19 protein-coding genes are annotated in these 24,732 nt (G+C 67.6%); 13 read left to right on the top strand and 6 right to left on the bottom strand.

The annotated features are described in order from the left end of the window. The first annotated feature begins 7 nt into the window (after window positions 1–7). On the top strand, window positions 8–460 hold the full coding sequence (locus tag MFF21_RS18370; protein WP_238312746.1) for a DNA polymerase III subunit chi: 453 nt from the start codon (window positions 8–10) through the stop codon (window positions 458–460). Window positions 461–631: 171 nt separating this feature from the next. Next, window positions 632–1,198: a single-stranded DNA-binding protein gene (ssb, locus tag MFF21_RS18365; RefSeq protein WP_238312744.1), complete on the top strand. Its 567-nt coding sequence runs from the start codon at window positions 632–634 to the stop codon at window positions 1,196–1,198. A gap of 124 nt (window positions 1,199–1,322) precedes the next feature. Here ssb and MFF21_RS18360 read toward each other — a convergent pair whose 3' ends face one another. From MFF21_RS18360 to MFF21_RS18335, 6 genes are all read right to left on the bottom strand, one after another. Further along, on the bottom strand, window positions 1,323–1,847 hold the full coding sequence (locus MFF21_RS18360) for a hypothetical protein (protein WP_238312743.1): 525 nt from the start codon (window positions 1,845–1,847) through the stop codon (window positions 1,323–1,325). 133 nt (window positions 1,848–1,980) lie between these two features. Beyond that, window positions 1,981–3,351 carry an MATE family efflux transporter gene (locus tag MFF21_RS18355; protein WP_238312740.1) on the bottom strand — a complete coding sequence of 457 codons (1,371 nt, stop codon included), beginning with the start codon at window positions 3,349–3,351 and terminating at the stop codon, window positions 1,981–1,983. 113 nt (window positions 3,352–3,464) lie between these two features. After that, on the bottom strand, window positions 3,465–6,116 hold the full coding sequence (gyrA, locus tag MFF21_RS18350; protein WP_373325055.1) for a DNA gyrase subunit A: 2,652 nt from the start codon (window positions 6,114–6,116) through the stop codon (window positions 3,465–3,467). Window positions 6,117–6,394: 278 nt separating this feature from the next. Beyond that, entirely contained in the window at window positions 6,395–6,673 is a 279-nt protein-coding gene (locus tag MFF21_RS18345; protein ID WP_238312737.1) for a hypothetical protein, read from the bottom strand. Further along, window positions 6,674–6,910, bottom strand: coding sequence for a hypothetical protein (locus MFF21_RS18340; RefSeq protein WP_238312735.1), 237 nt, complete (start codon window positions 6,908–6,910; stop codon window positions 6,674–6,676). Window positions 6,911–7,069: 159 nt separating this feature from the next. Then, window positions 7,070–7,435, bottom strand: coding sequence for a hypothetical protein (locus tag MFF21_RS18335; RefSeq protein WP_238312734.1), 366 nt, complete (start codon window positions 7,433–7,435; stop codon window positions 7,070–7,072). Window positions 7,436–7,650: 215 nt separating this feature from the next. Between MFF21_RS18335 and MFF21_RS18330 the strand changes: the two genes are divergently transcribed. From MFF21_RS18330 to fusA, 11 genes are all read left to right on the top strand, one after another. Then, the gene (locus MFF21_RS18330) at window positions 7,651–7,797 is read left to right on the top strand and encodes a hypothetical protein (RefSeq protein WP_238312732.1); all 147 of its coding nucleotides are present in this window, start codon (window positions 7,651–7,653) and stop codon (window positions 7,795–7,797) included. 121 nt (window positions 7,798–7,918) lie between these two features. Continuing rightward, entirely contained in the window at window positions 7,919–9,562 is a 1,644-nt protein-coding gene (locus MFF21_RS18325; protein ID WP_238312730.1) for a B12-binding domain-containing radical SAM protein, read from the top strand. Window positions 9,563–9,717: 155 nt separating this feature from the next. Further along, window positions 9,718–9,960: a hypothetical protein gene (locus MFF21_RS18320; protein ID WP_238312728.1), complete on the top strand. Its 243-nt coding sequence runs from the start codon at window positions 9,718–9,720 to the stop codon at window positions 9,958–9,960. Between the two features lie 663 nt (window positions 9,961–10,623). Next, window positions 10,624–11,142: a 50S ribosomal protein L10 gene (gene rplJ, locus MFF21_RS18315; RefSeq protein WP_238312726.1), complete on the top strand. Its 519-nt coding sequence runs from the start codon at window positions 10,624–10,626 to the stop codon at window positions 11,140–11,142. 57 nt (window positions 11,143–11,199) lie between these two features. Next, on the top strand, window positions 11,200–11,580 hold the full coding sequence (gene rplL, locus MFF21_RS18310; protein ID WP_238312724.1) for a 50S ribosomal protein L7/L12: 381 nt from the start codon (window positions 11,200–11,202) through the stop codon (window positions 11,578–11,580). A gap of 260 nt (window positions 11,581–11,840) precedes the next feature. Then, the gene (gene rpoB, locus MFF21_RS18305) at window positions 11,841–15,971 is read left to right on the top strand and encodes a DNA-directed RNA polymerase subunit beta (protein WP_238312722.1); all 4,131 of its coding nucleotides are present in this window, start codon (window positions 11,841–11,843) and stop codon (window positions 15,969–15,971) included. Window positions 15,972–16,139: 168 nt separating this feature from the next. Further along, the gene (rpoC, locus tag MFF21_RS18300; RefSeq protein WP_238312720.1) at window positions 16,140–20,348 is read left to right on the top strand and encodes a DNA-directed RNA polymerase subunit beta'; all 4,209 of its coding nucleotides are present in this window, start codon (window positions 16,140–16,142) and stop codon (window positions 20,346–20,348) included. A gap of 196 nt (window positions 20,349–20,544) precedes the next feature. After that, complete coding sequence (locus MFF21_RS18295) at window positions 20,545–21,162, top strand: DUF805 domain-containing protein (protein WP_238312718.1); 618 nt, start codon at window positions 20,545–20,547, stop codon at window positions 21,160–21,162. Window positions 21,163–21,521: 359 nt separating this feature from the next. Continuing rightward, window positions 21,522–21,893 (top strand): 30S ribosomal protein S12, encoded by a 372-nt coding sequence (gene rpsL, locus MFF21_RS18290; protein WP_004447775.1) that lies wholly within the window; start codon window positions 21,522–21,524, stop codon window positions 21,891–21,893. Between the two features lie 135 nt (window positions 21,894–22,028). Then, window positions 22,029–22,499: a 30S ribosomal protein S7 gene (gene rpsG, locus MFF21_RS18285; protein ID WP_238312716.1), complete on the top strand. Its 471-nt coding sequence runs from the start codon at window positions 22,029–22,031 to the stop codon at window positions 22,497–22,499. A gap of 60 nt (window positions 22,500–22,559) precedes the next feature. Next, complete coding sequence (fusA, locus tag MFF21_RS18280; RefSeq protein WP_238312714.1) at window positions 22,560–24,635, top strand: elongation factor G; 2,076 nt, start codon at window positions 22,560–22,562, stop codon at window positions 24,633–24,635. Window positions 24,636–24,732 lie beyond the last annotated feature (97 nt).

The raw sequence follows: 24,732 nt of genomic DNA, 5'->3' as shown, positions 1-24,732 counted from the left end.
CGCCGCCGTGACCGAGATCCTGTTCTACCACCTGCAGCGCCAGCCCCTGGAGAAGGTGCTGCCGAGCCTGATCGAGAAGTCGCTGGAGCGCGGCTGGCAGGCGGCCATCCAGGCCGTGAGCGAGGAGCGGCTGCAGGCCCTCGACGACGGCCTCTGGACCTATTCCGACGACAGCTTCCTGCCCCACGGCACCGACCGCGAGCCGGATTCCGGGAGCCAGCCCGTGGTACTGACCCTGCGGGACGTCAATCCCAACGGCGCGTCGATCCGTTTCCTGGTGGAGGGGGCGGACCTGCCGGCGGATGCGGAATCCTATGCCCGCATCTGCATCCTGTTCGACGGCAACGACCAGGACGCGCTGCTGCGTGCCCGGGAGCAGTGGCGGGCGGCCAAGGAGCAGGGCCACGCGGTCGCCTATTGGCAGCAGGACGAGGACGGGCGCTGGAACAAGAAGGCGTAAAGGCGTCCTTCGCGGCCTTGTCGCCGAACGAGAACAAAAGTAGAACTTACGGGCTGCCGGTTGTCCCCGTGGATTCGCCGTTTGGACCCGTTGCCGGTGGCCCCGGGAAGGCTCATGAGTCGGCCTCCGGGCGGCAGCCCCTGTGAGATCGGATCGCGAGGAGAGAGTGCGATGGCGGGCAGCGTGAACAAGGTGATCCTGGTGGGCAATCTCGGGCGCGATCCCGAGACGCGGCGCCTCGCCTCCGGCGATCCCGTGGTGAACCTGCGGCTGGCGACGTCCGAGTCCTGGAAGGACAAGATGTCGGGCGAGCGCAAGGAGAAGACCGAGTGGCACTCGGTCGTGATCTACAACGAGAACCTCGCCCGCGTGGCAGAGCAGTATCTGCGCAAGGGGTCGAAGGTCTATATCGAGGGCCAGCTCCAGACCCGGAAATGGACCGACAATTCCGGTGTCGAGAAGTACACGACCGAGGTCGTGCTGCAGCGCTTCCGCGGCGAGATGACGATCCTCGACGGCCGCGGCGGCGGCGGCGACTTCGCCGGCGAGGAAGAGAGCGGCGGCCAGATCAGCCGCGGCGGCTCCCGCGACGAGTACGGCGGCGGCCGGGGCGGGGACCGCGGGGGCGATTACGGCGGGGGCGGCGGCAGTGGTCGCTCCTCGGGCGGCGGCTCCCGCCCGTCCGGCGGGGGCGGCGGCAAGCCGAACTACGACCTCGACGACGACATCCCGTTCTAGGCTTAGGCTTACAACGAGCGTCTACGGCAGCAGGACCAGGGCTTCGGCCCTGGTCCTTTTGTTTTGCCTGAACCGCCAGCGCCGACAGCCCTCACCGGGATCGCCGTCCCCGCCGAGGAGCGGCTCAGTTTGCGGCATTCACAGCAGCGGCGAGGCTCTCCACGAGCTTGTTCATGGCGGCGTCATGGGTCCGGTCGCCTTCCGGGGAGGCCCAGTAGCTCATCATCAGCCGGCGCTTGGCCTTGTCGTCCGGCTCGACCAAGATGTAGCGCAGCACCGTCGGCTTGCCCTTCCAGATCGCCGGCAGATCGAGGAAAGCGAGACCGTAGCCCGCGTAGCGCCGGGGCTCGATCTTCGGCTCGCCGGTGACGGTGACGCCCTGGCCCTCGAAATAGCGGCCATGTTCGGCCTTGATGGTCTCGTAATTCGCCTCGGTGTAGGTCTCGATCCAGAGAAAGACCTCCTCGTCGTCGCTCTTGATCTCGAGACCGCGCTTGACGGTGCTGGCGGTCCACGCGCCGGGAATCTCCACGGCCATCGGCGGGGTGGTGGCCGGGATCTTCACGGTTTTCGCCCAGCCCGGCGTGGCCCCCACAGAGGCGGCGAGGCCAGCCAGCAAGACCAAGCGCAGGAAGAGACGAGTCTTCATTGGAAAAGTCCTCATCGCCCGCCCGCTCCGCGGAATCGGACGCTGTCGTTGACGGGCGGCGCGGGCATTCGAGCGCAGCGCGGTCGAACGTCAATTGGCCAGAGTACGGGCAGGCGGCAGAGGCTGCGGGCTTTCAGCCCCCGGAAAAACTCCGCCGGGCGAGCCCTGGAAAGGCGAGGGCCTGCCCGAGGCCGCGGGCGGCGAGGAAGACCAGGAAGGCGAGCCAGAGGCCGCCATTGCCGAGCCCGAGCGCCTGGAAGGCGAAGAGCGCGACGAGATAGACCACCAATGCGGCGAGCATCAGGTTGCGCATCGCCCGGGTCCAGGTCGCGCCGATATAGATGCCGTCATAGGCGAAGGGCAGGGCGGCCACGAGGGGCGCGAGACCGGCGGCGAGGAGATGCGAGCGGGCATCGGCCCGCACCGGCTCGCTCGTCGTCACCACGTCGATGAAGGCGCCGCCCCCGCCGAGCGCCAGGGTGCTGACGGCCACGCCGAAGGCGAGGCACCAGAGGAGGCAGAGCCGGGACGCGGCGGCGAAGGCCTCGCGGTCCCGGGCCCCCACGGCCCGGCCGCACAAAGCCTCGGCGGCGGTGGCGAAGCCGTCGAGGAAGAAGCCCCCGATCAGGAAGAGATTCCAGAGCACGGCATTGGCGGCGAGCGTCACGTCGCCGAGCCGCGCGCCCATGGCCGAGAACAGGGTGATGCCGGCGACGAGCGCCAGGGTCCGGATCAGCACGTCCGCATTCACCTTGAGCGTGCGTGTCAGGGCGGCCCGGCCGAACACCTCCGCCATGGGCACCCGGAAGGGGCGGGCGCCGAGGCGATGCAGGACGGCGAGCCCGAGCGCCGTGCCCCCGGCCTCCGCCAGGAAAGTGGCCCCGGCCGCCCCGGCGATGCCGAAGCCGAGGCCGAGCACCAGGAGCAGCGTCAGGACGATGTTGGCGAGGTTGATGCCGACCTGGATGGCGAGGCCGAGATCGGTGCGGCCGCGCCCCAGCACCGAGCCGAGCACGGCGTAGTTCGCCAGGGTGAAGGGCGCGGCGAAGATGCGGATGTGGAAATAGACCGCGAGCCCCGCCGTCACCGCCGCGCTCGCCCCGGCGATGCGGAAGGCGAGAACCGCGAGCGGGATCTGACCCATGACGAGGACGAGCCCGCAGCAAACGCCGACCGCGAGCGCCCGGGCCAGCGCCCGGTCGATCTCGGCCGGATTCCGGGCGCCCACCGCCTGCGCGGTCAGGCCGGCGGTGGCCATGCGCAGGAAGCCGAAGCTCCAGAAGATCGCGTCGAAGATCACCGCGCCGAGGGCCACCGCCCCGAGGAGCGCGGCATCCCCCAGCCGCCCGATCGCCGCCGCCCCGACGAAGCCGAGGAGCGGCGTCGTCACGTTGGCGAGCGTGGCGGGAAGCGCCAGCAGCAGCACCTGGCGGCTGGTCGGGCGGAGGGCGCCGTCCCGCGGCAGGTCGGCGGGGAGGGCAGGCGCTTCGGGATTCGCGGTCATGGCCCGGGCTTATCGCGCCGGACCGCCGGCGTCCCGTCCGCAAAAGAAGACGGCCCCTGCACCCGCAGGGGCCGTTTCCGATACGCGGCCCGGACGAGGACCCGGCCCCGGTCTCAGCCGGCGGTCTCCTCGCCGTCCTCCTCGTCGCCCTCGATATGCTCGACGGAGACGACGCGCTCGGCCTTGTCGGTGTTGAACACCGTTACGCCCTGCGAGGCGCGGCCGACGATGCGGATGTCGTCCACCGGCACGCGGATGAGCTGGCCGGCATTGGTGACGAGCATGATCTGGTCGCTCGGCTCCACCGGGAAGGAGGCGACCAGGCTGCCGTTGCGGGCGTTCACCCGCATGGCCGTGATGCCCTTTCCGCCGCGGCCCGAGGTCCGGTACTCGTAGGACGAGGTGCGCTTGCCGAAGCCGCGCTCGGACAGGGTGAGCACGAACTGCTCGGCGGCGCTCATCTCGGTGTAGCGCTCCGGCGAGATCGCGGCGGCGCTCGCCTCCTCCGCCTCGCCGTTCTCCGCGGCCTCGCCTTCGATACCGTCGCCGATCACGGCGCGCCGCATCTTCAGGTAGCCCGCGCGCTCCTCCGGCGTCGCCTCGAAGTGATTGAGGATCGTCATGGAGATGACGCGGTCGTCGCTGCCGAGGTTGATGCCGCGCACGCCGGTGGAATCACGGCCCTTGAAGACGCGCACGTCCTCCACGGGGAAGCGGATGCACTGGCCGTTGGCGGTGGTGAGCAGCACGTTCTGCTCCGGCCGGCAGATCTCGACATGGACGATGTGGTCGCCCGGATCGAGCTTCATCGCGATCTTGCCGTTGCGGTTCACCTGCACGAAGTCGGACAGCTTGTTGCGCCGGACATTGCCCGACGCGGTCGCGAACATCACGTCGAGGGTCTCCCAGGAGGCCTCGTCCTCCGGCAGCGGCATGATCGTGGTGATGCGCTCGCCCTGGTGCTGGAGCTGCAGGATGTTGACCAGCGCCTTGCCGCGGGCGTTCGGGGCCGCGATCGGCAGGCGCCAGACCTTCTCCTTGTAGGCCTGGCCCTGGTCGGAGAAGAACAGCACCGGCGTGTGGGTCGAGGCCACGAAGAGGCGGGTGACGAAATCCTCCTCGCGGGTCGCCATGCCGGAGCGGCCCTTGCCGCCGCGGCGCTGCGCCCGATAGGTCGAGAGCGGCACGCGCTTGACGTAGCCGGCATGGGACACGGTGACGACCATGTCCTCGCGCTGGATCAGGTCCTCGTCGTCGACATTCGCATCGTAGTCGAGGATCATGGTCTTGCGCGGGGTGGCGTAGGCGTCGCGCACCTCGATCAGCTCGTCGCGCACGATGCCCTGGATGCGGGCGCGGGAGCGCAGGATGTCGAGATAGTCGGCGATCTCCTCGGCGAGCTTCTTCAGCTCGTCGCCGATCTCGTCGCGGCCCAGGGCCGTCAGGCGCTGCAGGCGCAGGTCGAGGATGGCGCGGGCCTGCACCTCGGAGAGGCGGTAGGTGCCGTCATCGGCCACGCGGTGGCGGGGATCGTCCACCAGCGCGATCAGCGGGGCGATGTCGGCCGCCGGCCAGTCGCGGCCCATCAGCGCCTCGCGGGCGCTGTTCGGATCCGGCGAGGTCCGGATCAGGCGGATCACCTCGTCGATATTGGCCACCGCGATGGCGAGGCCGCAGAGGACGTGGGCGCGCTCGCGGGCCTTGCCGAGCAGGAACTTGGTCCGGCGGGAGACGACCTCCTCGCGGAAATCCACGAAGGCCTGGAGCAGGTCCTTCAGGGTCATCAGCTCGGGGCGGCCGCCGTTCAGCGCCACCATGTTGCAGCCGAAGGAGGTCTGCAGGGGCGTGAACCGGTAGAGCTGGTTGAGCACCACGTCGGCCATGGCGTCGCGCTTCAGCTCGACCACGATGCGCATGCCGTCGCGGTCCGATTCGTCGCGCAGATCCGCGATGCCCTCGAGACGCTTGTCCTTCACCAGCTCGGCGATCTTCTCGATCAGCGTCGCCTTGTTCACCTGATACGGGATCTCGGTGAAGATCAGCGCCTCGCGCTCCTTGCGCAGCTCCTCCACATGGGACTTCGCCCGCATGATGATGGAGCCGCGGCCGGTGGCGTAGGCCTGGCGGGTGCCGGCACGGCCGAGGATCGAGCCGCCGGTGGGGAAGTCGGGGCCGGGCACGATCTCGAGGAGGGCGTCGAGGCCGAGACCCGGATCCTCGATCAGGGCGAGGCAAGCCTCGACCAATTCGCCGAGATTGTGCGGGGGGATGTTCGTGGCCATGCCGACGGCGATGCCGCCGGCGCCGTTGACGAGGAGGTTCGGGAAGCGGGCCGGAAGGACGGTCGGCTCCTCGCGCGATTCGTCGTAGTTGGGCCCGAAATCGACGGTGTTCTTGTCGATGTCGGCGAGCAAGGCCGTCGCCGGCTTGGCCAGGCGCGATTCGGTGTAGCGCATGGCGGCGGGCGGATCGCCGTCGACCGAGCCGAAATTGCCCTGCCCGTCGATGAGCATGAGGCGCATGGAGAAGTCCTGCGCCATCCGCACCAAGGCATCGTAGATCGATTGGTCGCCATGCGGGTGGTACTGACCGATCACGTCGCCGACGATGCGGGCCGACTTGACATATTTGCGGTCCGGCAGGTGCCCGGATTCGAAGGCCGAGTAGAGGATGCGCCGATGGACGGGCTTCAGGCCGTCGCGGGCATCGGGGAGCGCGCGACTCACGATCACGCTCATCGCGTAATCGAGATAGGAGCGGCGCATCTCGTCGGTGATGGAGACGGGCTTGATGTCGGTGGCGGGCGGCGGCGCGCCCGTGCCGTTTTCTTCGTTGTCTGCCAAGGTCTTCTTTCCGTCTCGCATGCCCTGGGGAAGGGCGCGGCTCGTCGGGGGCGGGAGCGGCGTCTGCCGAAGGCTGCAGACCCCCTTAGAAGACGAGCTATATCAGACGGTTAATATATGCCCGCATGGGCTCCGCGCAAGGCGCGCGGAGCTTCCGGAAGCGGCCGCGCGGGCAGCGCGCGACGCGGCTTCCCGGAGCGTCAGTTCCGCGCCGCCATCATGTCGTGAGCGAGCACCGTCAGCTTGCCGATCAGGCTCGCGACGTCGCCGGTGGTGCAGGACCATTGCGTGCCGATGGCGCTGCCGTCGTTGGAGACGGAGACCACGGCCACCGAGCGCAGCTTGCCCTCGCGGGCGAGCTGAAGCTGGTCTTGGAGCACCTGGATCACGGACGCCACGTTCTCGTCGGCGACAGCCTCGGAGGCGACGGCGGGGAAGGCGACGACGTTGGCCTGGGACACTCTATCGACCTTTGACATTCAGGCGACTCGACGATGCTTGAGGGGCGTTTGGCCGAGCGGGCCTGCCTGCAGGCGCTCGACGAGGATGGCGAGGGAGTCCGGGAGAGGCGCCTCCCGATCGACGGCGATGCTCTTGCCGAGCGCGGTGCCGACCCCCTTCGTGACCCGCCCGAGGGCGAGGCCGGGCCGGCCGCCCTGATCAGCGGAAACGGCATAGGCGGCGGAGGGCTGGCGGCGGGCGTCGGAGTCGGCCATGGCAACCTCGGTTCGCTGTCGCTCACATGAGGTGATCCTGCGCGCCTCAATCCGTCCTGAAAATGGCACCGTGTCCGTGTCGCGACGTGATTCCCGCCAGTGTGACCTTCCGGCGACAGGTTGTGCAGGCCCCGTCGTCCCCCATGCCCGGTCGCGCGCTCAGCGGGGATCCTGCCAACCCTGGCGTGTGCTGACCTCGGTGGCCGGGCCGCCCTGCGGACGCGCGGCGGGAGCGGCGGCGGGGGCCGCCTGGGCGACGCGCGGACCGCCGAATCGCTCGGCGCCCTGGGCGCGTCGGGCATAGCGCGGGCGACGATGCCGGCGCGGGCGCGCCCCGTCGGAGCGGGAGCCGATCACGCCGCCGGCCACGGCCCCGACCACCGCACCGATCGGACCGCCGACCAGCGCACCCGCCACCGCCCCCGTGCCGACGCCGACCGCCGTGCCGTCGGCGGCGCGGGCGGAGCCTGGAACGGTCAGGGTGAGGCCGGCGACCAACGCCAGAACGGGCCAAGCTTTGCGCATCGAGGAACTCTCCGCAGGATCGATGGATCACGCGGCTGTGACGGCCGAATTCGACGAAACATTGACCGGGACCGGAGGAAAGACACGGCTATAGTTGTCGCTCAGGCCAGGACATCGCCCTTCGAGGGACACGCATCCGGGCGGCAATTGCCGGAGGTCACGCGCTCCGGGCAGGGCAGCGCGGTTCGGCATGGTCGCGCGGGCGACAGATCCGGGTGGACGAACGCTGCGGCCTGGCCATGCCCCGCTCCCCGCCCCGGATCAGGCCGGACAGGGCCATCGTCTCGGTGGTCGAGGCCAGCCGCGCCGACGCCCGGCCAGCGACGACCGTGCTGTTCGCGGAGCGCCTCGCCGAGACGTGACGGGCCGCGTGACCGCGACGTGAGTCTCGACACGCGGCGGTGCGCGCCGCGGTGAAAAGCGCGGCAAAAACGCATGCTTGAGGGGCGCGCCTTCCGCGAGGCCTGTGCTAGATAGGCCCCCATGCGATGCTCCCTGACGGTCACTTCCAAGCGACGCATCCTCTGCGTCTTCCCCGCCTATACGCCGTCCTTCGGCACCTTCTCCCACGCCTACCCGCTGATGGGGGGCGTCAAGGCCTTCATGCCGCCCCAGGGCCTGCTGGTGATCGCGGCCTACATGCCGGAGGCCTGGGAGTGCCGGTTCATCGACGAGAACATCAAGCGCGCCACGCCTGAGGACTTCGCCTGGGCCGACGCGGTGTTCGTCTCCGGCATGCACATCCAGGAAGGCCAGATCCACGACATCGGCAAGCGCGCCCATGCCGCCGGCAAGGTCGCCGTGCTCGGCGGTCCCTCGGTCTCCGGCGCGCAGGAGAAGTATCCGGACTTCGACTACCTGCATGTCGGCGAGATCGGCGACGCCACCGACCGACTGGTCGAGATCCTCGACCGCGACCTCTCCCGCCCGGCCCGGCAGGTGGTGCTCGACACCAAGGAGCGGCTGGGGCTCTCGGACTTTCCCGCCCCCGCCTACGCGGCGGTGCCGCTCAAGCGCTACCTGATCGGCTCGCTGCAATTCTCCTCGGGCTGCCCCTATCGCTGCGAGTTCTGTGACATCCCCCAGCTCTACGGGCGGCAGCCGCGGCTGAAGACACCGGAGCAGCTCTGCGCCGAGCTCGACGCCATCGTCAGCCAGCCGGGCCACCCGGCGGTGGTCTACTTCGTCGACGACAACTTCATCGGCAACCGCAAGGCGACGCGGGAGATGCTGCCGGTGCTGGTCGAGTGGCAGAAGAAGAACAACTACCCGCTCCAGTTCGCCTGCGAGGCGACGCTGAACATGGCCAAGCAGCCCGAGATCCTCGAGCTGATGCGCCAAGCCAATTTCATGACCGTCTTCGTCGGCATCGAGACGCCGGAGGCCGACGCGCTCAAGGGCATCGACAAGACCCACAACGCCGCCGTGCCGATGTACGAGGCGATCGAGACCCTCAACAGCTACGGCCTCGAGGTGACCTCGGGCATCATCCTCGGCCTCGACACCGACACCGACCGCTCCGAGCAGAATCTGATCGACTTCATCGACCGCTCCGCGATCCCGGTGCTGACGATCAACCTGCTCCAGGCCCTGCCCAAGACCCCGCTCTGGGACCGGCTGGAAAAGGAGGGCCGACTCGTGCACGACGCGAGCCTCGAATCCAACGTGCTGTTCAAGCGCCCCCACGACACCGTGGTAGCGAGCTGGCGCCGGGCCATCGCCCACGCCTACGCCCCGGAGAAGATCTTCGAGCGCTTCAAGCACCAGTGCGACGTGACCTATCCGCACCGGATCGTCACGCCGACGGCGGGCAAGCTCACCGTCACCAACCTGCGCCGCGGCCTGATCCTCGGCTTCAACATCGTCACCCGGGTCGGCCTGTTCTCCGATTACCGCAAGCCGTTCTGGCGGGCGGCGGCCTACGCCCTCAAGCGCGGGCAGATCGAGGCGGTGTTCAACATGGGCTTCGTCGCCCACCACCTGATCCGCTTCACCCGTGAGGCCCTGCGCGGCGAGCACAACGCCTCCTTCTACGCGGCCAAGGCGGCGGAGGCGGAGGCGCAACGCGAGCGGAGCTGGTGGGAGAACACCCGTCGCCGGTTCACGCCGGAGCGGGAAGCCGCCTGAGCCGGCCTCTCCCCTCTGCCGCGGCAGGCCGATCGCCGGGGCGGGCGCTCTGCGCCGAAGGGGCGACCCATTCGGCGAAAGGGCGTGCGTCAAAACAAGCCTCTCGCGCCGTGCCCGATTGCCATGCGATCGGGCACGGCTCTAGGCTCCGGGTGATGCCGCCCGCGACCATCGCCATCGTGATCGCCACACCCCGGGGCCTGCGCCACGTGGCGAGCGCCTGCGAGCGCGGCGCCGCCGGGCCGGCCGAGGACATCCTGCGCAATCTCGGCGCCGAGGTCGCGGGCTCGAGCTTCTGGGTCCAGTGCGCCGATGCGCAGGTCGCCCGGCGGCTGACCGGCTATCTCCAGGACGTGCGGGCCGAGATGATGGCCGACAGGGCGCGGCCGATCGGATGAGCGGCGCATCGGTCGGGGTCGCGGGCGTTTGCCTGGGAAGATGAGCCCGTTCGACTTCGCCGGGATTCCGGTCCATGATGGCGAGAATCACCCCGCCGAAACCGGGGAGGGCACGCGGATCGTCGGAACGCTGCGCTTCCTCCGGGCGGATCGAGGCTCGACCCAACTGCCCTCCCGCGTGCGATCCCTGTTGCCTGCGGCGGAAAAGTCGCGAAACGGGACTTGGCAGGGGGCTTGCTAGCCTCTATACACCGCGCTCCACGCATTCACCCATTGGAAAGGGATCGGCCGATCGGTCGGTTTCCGTTCGAGATTCCGCCTGGGCGACCAGGCGGTTTTGGCCGGAAGGGTCTCGAAGCACCCGCTTCGAGCGCCGTTTCCGGCCATGTCCTGTCCGAGACTGCAGGCGCCGGGCAACCGGCTTAATCCGCCAGCCTGCACAGACGGGGAAGACCGAATTCTCGCAACCTCGCTTCGGGGCTCACGCACCGGGGAGAGGCATCGGTTTGAACCATCTCACCCGCGATGCCGCGTCAGCGGCGCCCGGGGACAGGGCCGAGAGACGTCGTCCAGGACGTTTTCGGCTTCTACGCCGAGATCCGTTCCGGGCGGCAAGTGCAACCGGCGGACCTGTCCAAGGTTCCGCCAACCGGAGAGAGCCCAGTGGACCGGACAGCAAAAGCTGATCTCGTCTCGACGCTCAACGGCGTGTTCACCACGAACGCCGTCGTCGTCGTGGCCCACTACAAGGGCCTCACGGTGGCCGACATGCAGAAGCTGCGCGCGCAGATGAAGCAGGCCGGCGCCACCGTGAAGGTCGCGAAGAACCGCCTCGCCAGCATCGCTCTCGATGGCACGGACGTCGCCTCCATCAAGCCCCTCCTGAAGGGTCCGACCCTGCTCGCTTATTCGAGCGACCCGGTCGCGGCCGCCAAGGTGGCGGTGGATTTCGCCAAGACCAACGACAAGCTCGTGATTCTTGGCGGCGCCATGGGAACGACCGCCCTGAACCCGGACGGCGTGAAGGCCCTCGCCTCGCTCCCGTCCCTCGACGAACTGCGCGCCAAGCTCGTGGGCCTCATCCAGGCTCCCGCGACCAAGGTCGCCCAGGTCGTCAACGCGCCGGCGGCCAAGCTCGCCCGCGTGTTCGGGGCCTATGCCAAGAAGGACGAAGCGGCCTGAGCCGTTTCCCCCTTACAAACCCATCCGTTCAAACCGATATATCCAAGGAAGTGAAACATGGCTGATCTCGCCAAGATCGTCGAGGATCTCTCCTCCCTGACCGTTCTCGAGGCCGCCGAGCTCGCGAAGCTCCTCGAGGAGAAGTGGGGCGTTTCCGCCGCTGCCGCCGTCGCCGTCGCCGCTGGCCCGGCCGCGGGTGGTGGCGCTGCCGCCGCCGCCGAGGAGCAGACCGAGTTCACCGTTGTCCTGGCTTCGGCCGGCGACAAGAAGATCGAGGTCATCAAGGAGGTCCGCGCGATCACCGGCCTCGGCCTCAAGGAGGCCAAGGACCTCGTCGAGGGCGCCCCGAAGCCGATCAAGGAGTCGGTGGCCAAGGACGAGGCCGAGAAGATCAAGGCCCAGCTCGAGAAGGCCGGCGCCAAGGTCGAGCTCAAGTAAGACAGAGATGGGCCGCTTCCGGCCCATCGCCGCGCGGAAGGCTCTTTAGGGCCTTCCGCGACCGGAGCCCGCGGGTGCCTCGCCCGCGGGCTAAGGTCGCTTAAAGAGGGCGGCCTCGCGGATCCCGGTTCGGTCCGCAGACGAGGGCAGGATTTTGAGACGGGGAAGGCGGCCCGGCGGGGCGCGCCTTCCAGTCCGGTGCGGGAGGCGTCAGAGCCTTCCCCGGGCAACCAGGACGCGGGATGGTGGAGCGAGGTCACATGGCCAACACGCTGGTCGGTCGCAAGCGCATTCGCAAGTTCTTCGGCAAGATCCGCGAAGTCGCGGAAATGCCGAACCTGATCGAGGTCCAGAAGGCGTCCTACGACCAGTTCCTGATGGTAGACGAGCCCGAGGGTGGCCGCGCCGACGAGGGCCTGCAGAGCGTCTTCAAGTCCGTCTTCCCGATCTCGGACTTCTCCTCGACCGCGCTCCTCGAATTCGTCCGCTATACCTTCGAGGCGCCCAAATACGACGTCGACGAGTGCCGCCAGCGCGGCATCACCTTCGCGGCCCCGCTCAAGGTGACGCTGCGCCTGATCGTGTTCGACGTCGACCCGGATACCGGCGCCAAGTCCGTCAAGGACATCAAGGAGCAGGACGTCTACATGGGCGACATGCCGCTCATGACGGACAACGGCACCTTCATCGTCAACGGCACCGAGCGCGTCATCGTCTCGCAGATGCACCGCTCCCCGGGCGTGTTCTTCGACCACGACAAGGGCAAGACGCACTCCTCCGGCAAGCTGCTCTTCGCCGCCCGCATCATCCCCTACCGGGGCTCCTGGCTCGACGTCGAATTCGACGCCAAGGACATCGTCTACGTGCGCATCGACCGGAAGCGGAAGCTGCCGGTCACCTCGCTGCTGTTCGCGCTGGGCCTCGACGGCGAGGAGATCCTCTCGACCTTCTACAACCGCGTCCTCTACACCCGGGACGGGGCGGATTGGCGCGTGCCGTTCGATGCCGAGCGCCTGAAGGGCTTCAAGGCCAGCGTCGACCTCGTCGACGCCGATTCCGGCGAGGTCGTGCTCGAGGCGGGCAAGAAGCTCAACGCCCGCAACGCGCGCCTCATCGGCGAGAAGGGCACCAAGTTCCTCAAGGCGACCGACGAGGATCTCGTCGGCCAGTACATCGCCGAGGACCTGGTCAACATGCAGACCGGCGAGATCTGGGCCGAGGCCGGCGACGAGATCTCCGAGAAGCTGCTCAAGGCGCTCGACGATGTCGGCGTCACCGAGCTGCCGGTGCTCGACATCGACCACGTCAATGTCGGCCCCTACATCCGCAACACCCTCAACGTGGACAAGAACTCGGGCCGCGAGGGCGCGCTGTTCGACATCTACCGGGTCATGCGCCCGGGCGAGCCGCCGACCCTCGATACCGCCGAGGCGATGTTCCACTCGCTGTTCTTCGACGCCGAGCGCTACGACCTCTCCGCGGTCGGCCGCGTGAAGATGAACATGCGCCTCGACCTCGACGCGCCCGACACCATGCGCACCCTGCGCAAGGAGGACATGCTCGCCGTCGTCAAGGCGCTCGTGGACCTGCGCGACGGCAAGGGCGAGATCGACGACATCGACCACCTCGGCAACCGCCGCGTGCGCTCGGTCGGCGAGCTGATGGAGAACCAGTACCGCCTGGGCCTCCTGCGCATGGAGCGCGCCATCAAGGAGCGGATGTCGTCCGTCGACATCGACACCGTGATGCCGCAGGACCTGATCAACGCGAAGCCCGCCGCCGCGGCGGTGCGCGAGTTCTTCGGCTCGTCGCAGCTCTCGCAGTTCATGGACCAGACCAACCCGCTCTCGGAGGTCACCCACAAGCGCCGCCTCTCGGCGCTCGGCCCGGGCGGTCTCACCCGTGAGCGCGCCGGCTTCGAGGTGCGCGACGTGCACCCGACCCATTACGGCCGCATCTGCCCGATCGAGACGCCGGAAGGCCCGAATATCGGCCTGATCAACTCGCTGGCGACCTTCGCCCGCGTGAACAAGTACGGCTTCATCGAGACGCCGTTCCGCCGGGTGAAGGACGGGGTCGTGACCGACGAGGTCGCCTACCTCTCCGCCATGGAGGAGCAGAAGTACTACGTCGCCCAGGCCAATGCCGGCATGGACGCGGATCGCAAGCTGACGGACGACCTCGTGGTCTGCCGCCGCGCGGGCGAGGTGATCGTGGTCTCCCCCGACCGCGTCGACCTCATGGACGTGTCGCCCAAGCAGCTCGTCTCGGTCGCCGCGGCGCTGATCCCGTTCCTCGAGAACGACGACGCCAACCGCGCGCTGATGGGCTCGAACATGCAGCGCCAGGCGGTGCCGCTGGTTCGCGCCGATGCGCCCTTCGTCGGCACGGGCATGGAGGCCGTGGTCGCCCGGGATTCCGGCGCCGCCATCGCCGCCCGCCGCGCCGGCATCGTCGATCAGGTGGACGCCACCCGTATCGTCATCCGCGCCACGGAGGAGACCGACCCGACCAAGCCCGGCGTCGACATCTACCGCCTGCAGAAGTTCCAGCGCTCCAACCAGTCGACCTGCATCACGCAGAAGCCGCTGGTGCGCGTGGGCGAGCCCGTGAAGAAGGGCGAGATCATCGCCGACGGTCCCTCGACCGAGTTCGGCGAGCTGGCGCTCGGCCGCAACGTGCTCGTCGCGTTCATGCCGTGGAACGGCTACAACTTCGAGGACTCGATCCTGCTCTCCGAGCGGATCGTGAAGGATGACGTGTTCACCTCGATCCACATCGAGGAATTCGAGGTGATGGCCCGCGACACCAAGCTCGGGCCGGAGGAGATCACCCGCGACATCCCGAACGTCTCGGAAGAGGCGCTCAAGAACCTCGACGAGGCCGGCATCGTCTATATCGGCGCCGAGGTGCATGCGGGCGACATCCTCGTCGGCAAGATCACCCCGAAGGGCGAGAGCCCGATGACGCCGGAGGAGAAGCTGCTCCGCGCCATCTTCGGCGAGAAGGCCTCGGACGTGCGCGACACCTCCCTGCGGGTGCCGCCGGGCGTCACCGGCACGATCGTCGAGGTCCGGGTGTTCAACCGCCACGGCGTCGACAAGGACGAGCGCGCCCAGGCCATCGAGCGCGAGGAGATCGAGCGCCTCGCCAAGGACCGCGACGACGAGCAGGCGATCCTCGACCGCAACACCTATGCGCGTCTCTCCGAGCTGCTGATCGGCCAGGCGCCGATCGCCGGCCCGAAGGGCTTCAAGAAGGACACGACCCTCACCCGCGAGCTGATCAACGACTATCCGCGCTCGCAGTGGTGGCAGTTCGCCGTCGTCGACGACCGTCTCATGACCGAGATGGAGGCGATGCAGAAGCAGTACGACGAGTCGAAGAAGCGCCTCGAGCAGCGCTTCCTCGACAAGGTCGAGAAGCTGCAGCGCGGCGACGAGCTGCCTCCGGGCGTCATGAAGATGGTCAAGGTCTTCGTGGCGGTGAAGCGCAAGATCCAGCCCGGCGACAAGATGGCCGGCCGCCACGGCAACAAGGGCGTGGTCTCGCGCATCGTGCCGATCGAGGACATGCCGTTCCTGGAGGACGGGACGCATGCCGACATCGTGCTCAACCCGCTGGGCGTGCCCTCGCGCATGAATGTCGGCCAGATCCTGGAGACTCATCTGGGCTGGGCGGCTGCGGGCCTGGGTCGCAAGGTGTCGAAGGCCGTCGACGCCTATCTGAAGACCCAGGACATCGCGCCGCTGCGCCGGGAGATGGAGGCGATCTACTCGCCGGCCGAGCTCGACGGGCTGTCCGACGAGGATCTCGCGGAGGCCGGCAACAACGTCCGCCGCGGCGTTCCGATGGCCACCCCGGTGTTCAACGGCGCCAAGGAAGCCGACATCGAGACGATGCTGGAGATGGCCGGGCTCGACCGCTCGGCGCAGTCGACGCTCTATGACGGGCGCACCGGCGAGCCTTTCGACCGCAAGGTGACGATGGGCTACATCTACATGCTGAAGCTCCACCATCTCGTGGACGACAAGATCCACGCGCGCTCGATCGGCCCGTACTCGCTCGTCACCCAGCAGCCCCTGGGCGGCAAGGCGCAGTTCGGCGGCCAGCGCTTCGGCGAGATGGAGGTCTGGGCGCTGGAGGCCTACGGCGCGGCCTACACGCTGCAGGAGATGCTCACGGTGAAGTCGGACGACGTGGCCGGCCGCACCAAGGTCTACGAGGCGATCGTCCGCGGCGACGACACCTTCGAGGCCGGCATTCCGGAATCCTTCAACGTGCTCGTCAAGGAGATGCGCTCGCTCGGCCTCAACGTCGAGCTCACCTCCTCGAAGCAGCAGCAGGCGGCCAACGACCAGATCGAGCCGCCGGCCGACGCGGCCGAGTAAGGGCGACACACCTCCCGCGGCGGCATCCCCCGATGCCGCCGCGGTCGAGCGGGGAGGGGCGGAGCCTCCGGTGACGACGGCCAGCGGCGCTCGAGGAGAGCGCGGCGCCTTGAAGTTTCAGCACGGGGCCGCCCAGGCGCGGGGCGCTCCGTCAGCAAGGAGCGGATCATGAACCAAGAGGTCATGAACCTTTTCAATCAGCAGGCCCAGCCGCAGAGCTTCGACCAGATCAAGATCTCGATCTCCTCGCCGGAGAAGATCCTGTCCTGGTCCTACGGCGAGATCAAAAAGCCCGAGACGATCAACTACCGGACCTTCAAGCCCGAGCGCGACGGCCTGTTCTGCGCGCGCATCTTCGGGCCGATCAAGGACTACGAGTGCTTGTGCGGCAAGTACAAGCGCATGAAATACAAGGGCGTCATCTGCGAGAAGTGCGGCGTCGAGGTTACCCTCGCCCGCGTCCGGCGCGACCGCATGGGCCATATCGAGCTCGCGGCGCCCGTCGCCCATATCTGGTTCCTGAAGTCGCTGCCGAGCCGCATCGGCCTGCTGCTCGACATGGCGCTCAAGGATCTGGAGCGCATCCTCTATTTCGAGTCCTACTGCGTCATCGAGCCGGGCCTCACCCCCCTGAAGGAGCGTCAGCTCCTGTCGGAGGAGGAGTACCTGCGCGCGCAGGAGGAGTACGGCGAGGATTCGTTCACGGCGATGATCGGCGCCGAGGCGATCCGCCGAATCCTGCAGGAGCTGGATCTGGACGGCATCGCCAACGCGCTGCGTGAGGAGATCGCCACCACGACCTCCGAGCTGAAGCCCAAGAAGCTGATGAAGCGCCTCAAGATCATCGAGGCGTTCCAGCAGTCGGGCAACAAGCCGGAATGGATGATCCTCACGGTCGTGCCCGTCATCCCGCCGGACCTGCGCCCGCTGGTTCCGCTCGACGGCGGCCGCTTCGCCACGTCGGACCTCAACGACCTGTACCGCCGCGTCATCAACCGCAACAACCGCCTGAAGCGGCTGATCGAGCTGCGCGCGCCGGACATCATCATCCGCAACGAGAAGCGCATGCTTCAGGAGGCGGTGGACGCGCTGTTCGACAACGGCCGCCGCGGCCGCGTCATCACCGGCGCCAACAAGCGCCCGCTGAAGTCGCTCGCCGACATGCTGAAGGGCAAGCAGGGCCGCTTCCGCCAGAACCTGCTCGGCAAGCGCGTCGACTATTCCGGCCGTTCGGTCATCGTGGTCGGCCCGGAGCTGAAGCTGCACCAGTGCGGCCTGCCGAAGAAGATGGCGCTCGAGCTGTTCAAGCCGTTCATCTACGCGCGGCTGGACGCCAAGGGCTTCTCGGCCACGGTGAAGCAGGCCAAGAAGCTCGTGGAGAAGGAGAAGCCCGAGGTCTGGGACATCCTGGACGAGGTGATCCGCGAGCATCCGGTGATGCTCAACCGCGCGCCGACGCTCCACCGTCTGGGCATCCAGGCCTTCGAGCCGAAGCTGATCGAGGGCAAGGCGATCCAGCTGCACCCGCTGGTCTGCGCCGCCTTCAACGCGGATTTCGACGGCGACCAGATGGCCGTGCACGTCCCGCTGAGCCTCGAGGCGCAGCTGGAAGCGCGCGTCCTCATGATGTCGACCAACAACATCCTGCATCCCGCGAACGGCCAGCCGATCATCGTGCCGTCGCAGGACATCGTGCTGGGGCTCTACTACCTGTCGATCGTCGCCGACGGCGCGGTCGGCGCGTACAACCCCGACAACAAGCAGAACCCGATGCAGGGCGTGTTCGGCGATATCGGCGAGCTGGAGCATGCGCTCGCGGCCAAGACCGTGTCGCTGCACTCGAAGATCCGGTGGCGCTGGAAGGGCATCGGCCCGGACGGCGAGCCCATGGTCAAGATCTACGACACCACCCCGGGCCGGGTGATCCTGTCCGGCGTGCTGCCGCTGCACCCGAAGGTGCCCTTCGACGTCGTCAACAAGCTGATGACGAAGAAGGAGATCTCCGCGATGATCGACACCGTCTACCGCCACTGCGGTCAGAAGGAGTCGGTGATCTTCTGCGACCGCATCATGGCGCTCGGCTTCAGCCACGCCTTCCGTGCGGGCATCTCCTTCGGCAAGGACGACATGGTCGTGCCGGAGAACAAGTGGTCGATCGTGGACGCGACCCGCGCCCTCGTGAAGGACTACGAGCAGCAGTACAATGACGGCCTGATCACCCAGGGCGAGAAGTACAACAAGGTCGTCGACGCCTGGGCGAAGTGCTCCGACAAGCTCGCCCAGGAGATGATGGGCCGCATCTCCGCGGTCCAGAAGGACGAGAACGGCGCCGACAAGCAGGTCAACTCGATCTACATGATGAGCCACTCCGGTGCCCGTGGCTCGCCCGCCCAGATGAAGCAGCTCGCGGCCATGCGCGGCCTCATGGCCAAGCCGTCGGGCGAGATCATCGAGACGCCGATCATCTCGAACTTCAAGGAAGGCCTCGACGTTCTCGAGTACTTCAACTCGACCCACGGCGCCCGGAAGGGCCTCGCGGACACCGCGCTGAAGACCGCCAATTCCGGCTACCTGACCCGCCGCCTCGTCGACGTGGCCCAGGACGCGGTGATCCGCGAGAAGGATTGCGGGACGCAGAACGGCATCCGGATGCGCGCCATCGTGGACGCGGGCCAGGTCGTGGCCCCGCTCGCGACCCGCATCCTCGGCCGCGCCGCGGCGGAGGAGCTCGTCGCCCAGGACGGCAGCGTCATCGTCCAGATCGGCGAGACCATCGAGGAGAAGCATCTCCCGCTGATCACCGCTGCCGGCATCCAGGAGGTGAAGATCCGCTCGGTGCTCGTCTGCGCCACCAAGAGCGGCGTCTGCGCCACCTGCTACGGGCGCGACCTCGCCCGCGGCACGCCGGTCAACATGGGCGAGGCGGTCGGCGTCATCGCGGCGCAGTCCATCGGCGAGCCGGGCACCCAGCTCACCATGCGCACCTTCCACATCGGCGGCGCCGCCCAGATCGCGGATTCGTCCTTCATCGAGTCGAGCTTCGAAGGCACGGTGAAGATCCGCAACCGGGCGCTCGCGAAGAACTCCGACGGCGATCTCATCGCCACCGGCCGCAACGTGGCCGTGGTGATCGTCGGTCCCGACGGCGTCGAGCGGGCGGTGCACCGACTCCAGTACGGCGCCAAGGTGCGCGTGGACGAGGGCGACAAGATCAAGCGCGGCCAGCGCATCGCGGAGTGGGACCCCTATACCCGGCCGATCATCACCGAGGTCGACGGTATCGTGGCCTACGAGGATCTCTACGATGGCCAGTCCATCACGGAGACCACCGACGAATCGACCGGCATCGCCAAGCGCGTCGTCATCGACTGGCGCGGCTCGTCGCGGACCTCCGACCTGAAGCCGGCGATGCTCGTCGTCGACCAGGACGGCAAGCCCGTGAAGCTGCCGCGCGGCTCGGATGCCCGCTACTTCCTGCCCGTCGATGCCATCATCGGCTCCGACCCGGGCGGCAAGGTGAAGGCCGGCGACATCCTGGCCCGCGTCGCGACCGAATCGGCCAAGACCCGCGACATCACCGGCGGTCTGCCGCGGGTGGCGGAGCTGTTCGAGGCCCGGCGCCCGAAGGACGCGGCGATCATCGCCGAGAAGTCGGGCACGATCTCCTTCGGCCGCGACTACAAGAACAAGCGCCGGCTCACGCTGACGCCGCATGACGGGTCCGATCCGGTCGAGTACCTGATCCCGAAGGGCAAGCACATCCACCTTCAGGACGGGGACGTGGTCGAGCTCGGCGACTACATCGTCGACGGCAACCCGGCGCCGCACGACATCCTGGCGATCAAGGGCGTGGAGGAGCTCGCGGCCTACCTCGTCAACGAGATCCAGGAGGTCTACCGGCTCCAGGGCGTGCTCATCAACGACAAGCACATCGAGGTGATCGTCCGGCAGATGCTGCAGAAGGTCGAAGTGACCGACGGCGGCGATTCGGACATCCTGCCCGGCGACCAGATCGACCGCACCGAGCTCGCGGAATACAACGAGAAGCTCGAGGCGGAGGGCAAGAAGCCGATCCAGGGCGTCCCGGTCCTGCTCGGCATCACCAAGGCATCGCTGCAGACGAAGTCGTTCATCTCGGCGGCCTCGTTCCAGGAGACCACCCGCGTCCTCACCGAGGCGGCAGTCAACGGCAAGGTCGATACCCTGGAAGGCCTCAAGGAGAACGTGATCGTCGGCTCGCTGATCCCGGCGGGTACGGGCTCGCTCGCGGCGGACATCAAGGCGATCGCCCGCCGCCGCGACAATCTCATCCTCCAGCAGCGCGCCGCCAACAGCGAAGCGCAGCCGGTGGGCGAGCTGCCGCCGGCCGCCGAGTGAGCGCTCGAGCCTAGTCTTTGAACGAGAACGGGGAGGGCGGTCCGAGAGGGCCGCCCTTCTTCGTTTCGGGTCGGACTCGTCCCGCGAGGGGGACCCTTTGATTTTCATCCGCCTGAAAGAGGGACGTGCCTAGAAGATCCCGGGACGAATCGTCATCGGACACGAAGACGGGCCGGATTCGTCCGAGGGGTCATCAATGCGCGGAAAGATTCTCGTCGTCGCGGACGCCACCCGCGAAGGATTGATCTCGGGCCAGGACGGGCAACGCTACAGCTATCGCAGTTCGGATCTGCGATCCCCGGCGTCGTTCTCAGGTCAGGACGTCGATTTCACCTGCGACGGGACGGAAGCCCGCGAGATCTACGCCCTCGAAACGCCGCTCTCGACCCTGACCCGGCGGGACTGGGTGCAGTTCTACTTGAGCCCGAAGGGTCGACTCTCCCGTGGCGATTACTGGCTCTACGGTTTCCTGGTTCCGCTCATCGCCGGCGGCGTGCTCGGGTGGATCCCGATCCTCGGCCAGATCCTCGCCATCGTCTCCACCTGGTCCGCCATCGCCGTCGGCATCAAGCGCTGCCACGACCTCGACCGTTCGGGCTGGTGGATGTTCCTGCCGCTGCTTCCGCTTCTGTTCGCGGCGGTGAGCCTGGCCGTGGACACGACCCGGCCCGAGGGGCCCGTCGGTGGACTGACCCTCCTTCTGGCGAGCGTCTGGCTCGCCACCAGCCTCTGGCTCCTCGTGGTGGTCTTCCTGCGCCGCGGCCAGCAGGGCCCCAACCGCTTCGGTCCGGATCCGCTGGCCCGCAGCCATTAACCGGATCGAAAGCAGAACTTCCTGCTGCGAAACGGTTGACGTTGCGCACAAGGGCGCGTAGAAGCGCGCCACTTCGGTAGATCGCAGATCGCGGACGGTTCGAAGCGCCTCGCTTCATGCACCTCCGTCGTGACGATGCCGGGGCTCACAAGACTGACATCGCGTCAGATCGGTAGGTAAGAACGCGCTTGATTCAAGCGTGGTCCTCTGCCTCGTCACTCGCCAAAGGCCCTTCCGGCCTCTGGCGCTATTCGTTTTGCGATCGAGCCGGAGACGGACCGATCGGGCCGGGGCGCCCCGCAAGGGGCATCGATTTGGACACGGGACCGCCCAGAGCGGTTCGATGAAGAGGGCAGAGAATGCCGACGATCAACCAGCTGATCGCGCAGCCGCGCAAGGCTCAGAAGGCTCGCAACAAGGTGCCGGCGCTCAATGCCTGCCCCCAGAAGCGTGGCGTCTGCACCCGCGTCTACACCACGACCCCGAAGAAGCCGAACTCGGCGCTGCGTAAGGTCGCCAAGGTCCGTCTCACCAACGGCTTCGAGGTGATCGGCTACATCCCGGGCGAGGGTCACAACCTTCAGGAGCACTCCGTGGTCATGATCCGCGGCGGCCGCGTGAAGGACCTTCCGGGCGTGCGCTACCACATCCTGCGCGGCGTGCTCGACACCCAGGGCGTCAAGAACCGCAAGCAGCGTCGCTCCAAGTACGGCGCCAAGCGTCCGAAGTAAGGATCTGGCCCGAAGTTATTCTCTTCGGGCGGGCCGGACACGTTTCCACGGCCTCGCAAGGATGCTGCGGCCTCGATCGAGGAAAGGCAGCCTGCGCGGGGCGCTTAAGACCATACTTTTCGAGAGCCAGACAAAATGTCCCGTCGTCACTCTGCCGAGAAGCGCGAGATCATCCCGGATCCCAAGTACGGCGATGTCGTCCTGACCAAGTTCATGAATTCGATCATGTACGAGGGCAAGAAGTCGGTCGCCGAGCGGATCGTCTACGGCGCCTTCGACATCGTCGAGAACCGCGCCCGCGCCAACCCGATCGAGGTGTTCCGCGCCGCTCTCGACAACGTCGCCCCGGCGATCGAGGTCCGCTCCCGCCGCGTCGGCGGCGCGACCTACCAGGTCCCCGTCGAGGTGCGCGCCGAGCGCCGTCAGGCTCTGGCCATCCGCTGGCTGATCCAGGCCGCCCGCGCCCGCAACGACCGCACCATGGTCGAGCGTCTGTCGGCCGAGCTGCTCGATGCCGCCAATAACCGCGGCAACGCGGTCAAGAAGCGCGAAGACACTCACCGGATGGCCGAGGCCAACCGCGCCTTCTCGCACTACCGCTGGTAATTCGTCCGTCGAGCGCCGCCCCGGGCGGCGCTCCGTCCGCCCCTTTCCGGAGAGACCCCGATGCCCCGCACGCACGCGATCGAGGACTACCGTAACTTCGGCATCATGGCCCACATCGATGCCGGCAAGACCACGACGACCGAGCGGATCCTCTACTACACCGGCAAGTCGCATAAGATCGGTGAAGTCCATGAGGGCGCCGCCACCATGGACTGGATGGAGCAGGAGCAGGAGCGTGGCATCACGATCACCTCGGCTGCCACCACCTGCTTCTGGCGCGACAAGCGTCTGAACATCATCGACACCCCCGGCCACGTCGACTTCACCATCGAGGTGGAGCGTTCGCTCCGCGTGCTCGACGGCGCCGTCTGCGTGCTCGACGGCAACCAGGGCGTCGAGCCCCAGACCGAGACCGTGTGGCGCCAGGCCGACAAGTACGACGTGCCGCGCGTCGTGTTCGTCAACAAGATGGACAAGATCGGCGCCGACTTCTTCAAGTGCGTCGCCGACATCATCGGCCGCGTCGCCGGCAAGCCGGTCTGCCTGCAGCTGCCGATCGGCGCCGAGAGCTCCTTCAAGGGCGTCGTCGACCTCATCAAGATGAAGGCGATCGTCTGGTCGGGCGAGGCCCTCGGCGCGAACTTCTCCGAGGAGGAGATCCCGGCCGACCTCAAGGACCAGGCCGTCGAGTACCGCACCAAGCTGGTCGAGGCCTGCGTCGAGCTCGATGACGACGCCATGAGCGCCTATCTCGACGGCGTGGAGCCGGACGAGGACGGTCTGCGCAAGCTCGTCCGCAAGGCCGTGCAGCTGCGCGCCTTCCACCCGGTGCTCTGCGGCTCGGCCTTCAAGAACAAGGGCGTGCAGCCCCTCCTCGACGCCGTCGTGGACTACCTGCCGTCCCCGGTCGATCGCGGCGCGGTCGACGGCCTCGACTTCAAGACCGAGGAGCCCGTCCAGCGCCAACCGTCCGACGAGGACGCGTTCTCCATGCTCGCCTTCAAGATCATGGACGATCCCCATGTCGGCACGATCACCTTCTGCCGCGTCTATTCGGGCAAGGTGGAGTCAGGCTCGAGCGTGCTGAACTCCTCGCGCGACAAGCGCGAGCGCGTCGGCCGCATGCTGCTCATGCACGCCAACAACCGTGAGGACATCAAGGAAGCCTATGCGGGCGACATCGTCGCCCTCGCCGGCCTCAAGGACACCCGCACGGGCGACACCCTCTGCGACCCGAACAAGGCGGTGATCCTCGAGAAGATGGAGTTCCCCGAGCCCGTCATCGAGATCGCCGTCGAACCGAAGTCGAAGGCGGACCAGGAGAAGCTGGGCATCGCGCTGTCGAAGCTGGCGGCGGAGGATCCGTCCTTCCGGGTGTCGACGGACCAGGAGTCGGGCCAGACCATCCTCAAGGGGATGGGCGAGCTCCACCTGGACATCAAGGTCGACATCCTGCGCCGGACCTACAAGGTCGACGCCAATATCGGCCAGCCGCAGGTGGCCTACCGCGAGAAGCTGACCCGCCGTCAGGAGGTCGACTACACGCACAAGAAGCAGACCGGCGGCACCGGTCAGTTCGCCCGCGTGAAGTTCGTGGTCGAGCCGAACGAGCCGGGCGCGGGCTTCTCGTTCGAGTCGAAGATCGTCGGCGGCGCGGTGCCGAAGGAGTACATCCCCGGCGTCGAGAAGGGCCTGAACTCGGTCCTGACGGCGGGCGTGCTCGCGGGCTTCCCGGTGGTCGACATCAAGGTGGAGCTGGTGGACGGCGCCTATCACGACGTCGACTCCTCGGCGCTCGCCTTCGAGATCGCCTCCCGCGCGGCCCTGCGCGAGGCGCTTCAGAAGGGCGGCTCGGTGCTGCTGGAGCCGGTGATGAAGGTCGAGGTGGTCTCCCCCGAGGAGTATACCGGCTCGGTCATCGGCGACCTCAACTCCCGCCGCGGCCAGATCCAGGGCCAGGACATGCGCGGAAACGCCAATGTCATCAACGCCATGGTCCCCCTGGCCAACATGTTCGGCTACGTGAACCAGCTGCGCTCCTTCAGCCAGGGCCGCGCCAACTTCACGATGCAGTTCGATCACTACGAAGAGGTGCCGCGCGGCGAGGCCGACAAGGTCATCGCCAAGTACGCCTAAGCTCTTCGCTTAACACCCATTCTTTCGACTTCAGGAGGCTCTGATGGCCAAGGAAAAGTTCACCCGTTCGAAGCCGCACTGCAACATTGGGACGATT

The sequence above is a fragment of the Methylobacterium organophilum genome (genome assembly GCF_022179465.1).
Taxonomy (GTDB): Bacteria; Pseudomonadota; Alphaproteobacteria; order Rhizobiales; family Beijerinckiaceae; genus Methylobacterium; species Methylobacterium organophilum.
Note: the sequence above shows the minus strand (reverse complement) of the source record. Positions and strands in the feature narration are given on the sequence as shown.